This window comes from Nonomuraea sp. NPDC047529 (assembly GCF_040642995.1).
GTDB lineage: Bacteria > Actinomycetota > Actinomycetes > Streptosporangiales > Streptosporangiaceae > Nonomuraea.
The window spans coordinates 1-2677 of the sequence record NZ_JBEYTJ010000100.1 but is presented as its reverse complement, the minus strand read 5'-3'; the positions used below and the strand labels follow the sequence as shown (position 1 = coordinate 2677).

Sequence of the window (2677 nt, the reverse complement as noted above, 5' to 3'; positions counted from 1 at the left end):
ACGCCGGCGAGCAGCCGAGGTGAACGAGCCCATGACGAATTCCGGCGCATACGCCGTCACACTCCGAACCAACGAGGGGCGGCCCTGCGGACGCCAGACGTCACTCCACCCACCCGACAAAGGGGACAGATACCCAGCGCGTGCGGCTCGGAGCATCTTGCGAAACAGGCAGAGCGTAACTTTCAGAAGATCAAGCAACAAGATCCATTTTGGCGACCAAAGGGGCACGGAGCGCAACGTTCCGGATAGAGATCGCCAGAAATGACACAACGGACAGCGATGGACGTCGTGACGTCCTTCGAGGGCAACCACTCGTGTGGCATGCACATCAACGCCTCCACGCTGGCGTGGCCGCCGAGCGGGATCCCGCCGCCCGCGATGGTCATGATCACCCTGGCCGGCATCGTGGCCCCCACTGCCTTCTCAAGCCCAGGGGGGCGCTATGTCGAAGCCTGGACGGCTCACCGTCACCGCCACGATGGATGACGGAGGCGTCTGGGACCGGTAGGGACGGCTCTGGACGCTCTACTGGGTCAGCACCCGGGGCAGGTGTGCGTGCCGGTGGTCGACGTCGACCATCTGACCGTGCTCGCGCAGGCGGGTGGCCAGGATCTCGACCAGACCGCATGCGCGGTGTTTGCCGCCAGCGCATCCGATGGCGATGCTGCACAGGCCCGCCGACTCCCGCACCCCGCGTCTCCGTGACCCCAGCGAATGCAGAAGTAGCCGTCAGCGCCTTGGCGGATGACTGCCGTTTCCATGTTCCACCGGAGCCGCGTCCGCTGTGCGGGCACACAGGAAGGGGACCGAGAGTATGACTCCCGGCCCCCTCGATGGTGAGATCCACTCCACTGGACTCACCTCTGTTCCGCTGCCCGTCCATGTCACAAGATCAAGCCGCAGGAACTTTGCGCCAATGACGCTGCTCAATTACACCTGATCGAACGCATCTTTAGCGAATCAGAATGCCGTTCCTGAACGTCCCTTTACAGCAGTTTACGTTCGTTTACAGTCATCTCCGGAGTTGAACGTTCCTAGACGGAGTCGATTTGTCGCAGATGCTTCATCACCTACCGCCTAGGGCCATGCGCTCACGTAGTGCGTGGCGGTAGTCAGTTCGATACGGCATGATATGGCTTATCGCTTTACCCTCCGTTGGGCTCCACCCCGACGGAAAGCGAGGAAGTCCCGTCCATGTCACGCCCCAGGGGCCTCGAAAAGGCCCCTGGGCACACAAGGAGCCGTATGAACAACGCCAGACTCCGCAGTCTTTCCATGCCTGAGGAAGGGCCGGACGACAAGCCCTCTCAAGATCCCAGGTTCCACCTGGGCATGCTCTCCGTCCTCACCACCACCTTCGTGGCGCTGGTGGGCCAAGGCCACGATCCGAGTCATGCTCTGGCAATGAGCATCGTCGTGTGTGTAGGCGGGCACGAGATCATCCGTCGCCTGCCCCAACACCACGACGACGGCCGCGGAGGGCCGCGATGGGCGTGACACCTCTCGCCGAACCGTCCGCCGACGGAGTCCCGGAACGGCCCCGCGGAGAGACTGAACTCGACTTCGTCCACAGGCAGGCGAACGAGCTTTCGGCCAAGACGAGGGGAGCGCGGGCCCGCCTCATGGTCACGCTGGCCGGCATCGCTCACGACGCAAACCGGCCCCTGCCTCAGCTCGCCCTACAAGCGAATTGCTCAGAAGACGATCTTCATCGGCTGATCTCAGTGATGGGTGACCCGGACACCCCGCTCCTGCCTCGCTTCCTCATCGCCTGTGGAGTCCAAAGCCGCGAGAAACTCGACGCGCTCTACGCCCAACTGCTCGAGTTCCGCGAGTATGAAAGTACCTGGCGGGACTTCAACGAGCGTCTACGCCGCCTACGGCTTGAGGAGAATCGAGCGAAGGCTCGGGAACGGGAGCGCGAGGCACAGGCGCGCGAACGCGAGCTCCAGGCACAGATGGCCGCCAGAACCGAGGCGATGCGGAGGATTCAGCCGACTCCCCGGATCGCCATCGAGGACGCCCCCGGCCACAATTCGAAGCCTGACCCGCTTAAGGCCAAGACCGAAGCAGAGTTCGTGGACGCGATGAGACGCTACCGGGTGTGGGCTCGTAATCCGAGCCTTAGGGACATGGCCCAGGCGTGCGGATGGCAGGTGTCCCACACCACCTTCCGCAACATGCTGAAGGCTTCAACCGTGCCCAAAAGGCTCGACATGGTGGACGCGTTCGTCACCGCGCTCAACGGCACGCCGGACGACAGAAGGCAATGGGCTAGTGCCTGGAGACACTTCACTGTTCCGGCCCCTCAGTCCACCGCCTTGTCCGAATCCGAACATACGGCGGGGAACGAGAAGCCGCGGCTTCGCCTCACCGGGACCTGATTGCTACTAGGGGCGTCGGGAAGCCCCCGGTCGAACGACTGGGCGGCGATGGGACATCGTCCGCACCAGCTCACCTGCTCTCCGCCACTGCGATAAACGCCGAGTCCTTTGGTAGTTGCGTCACGGTGGCCGCCGACCGCGCGCCCGCGCATAGACCGTGCCGAAAAGCCGCGGACCCGCCGCGTGCGCGTGTGAGCCTGTCGGGAAAGTTAGGGCTCCCGCCGGGGCGAGAGAGCTACGCACCGAGAGAGCCCCCGGCCTCCTCGTAGTTTCAAGGGGCCAGGGCTCTCGGT

At 63.9% G+C, this 2677-nt stretch carries 3 protein-coding genes; 2 read left to right on the top strand and 1 reads right to left on the bottom strand.

What is annotated here, in order from left to right; genetic code table 11:
* Positions 1 to 525: 525 nt before the first annotated feature.
* Entirely contained in the window at positions 526 to 690 is a 165-nt protein-coding gene (locus tag ABZ815_RS52670) for an RNase adapter RapZ (RefSeq protein WP_357711112.1), read from the bottom strand.
* A gap of 555 nt (positions 691 to 1245) precedes the next feature.
* Here ABZ815_RS52670 and ABZ815_RS52665 point away from each other — a divergent pair.
* Both ABZ815_RS52665 and ABZ815_RS52660 read left to right on the top strand, forming a co-directional pair.
* On the top strand, positions 1246 to 1497 hold the full coding sequence (locus ABZ815_RS52665; RefSeq protein WP_357711110.1) for a hypothetical protein: 252 nt from the start codon (positions 1246 to 1248) through the stop codon (positions 1495 to 1497).
* Positions 1498 to 1622: 125 nt separating this feature from the next.
* Complete coding sequence (locus ABZ815_RS52660) at positions 1623 to 2384, top strand: hypothetical protein (RefSeq protein ID WP_357711108.1); 762 nt, start codon at positions 1623 to 1625, stop codon at positions 2382 to 2384.
* The last annotated feature ends 293 nt before the right edge of the window (positions 2385 to 2677 follow it).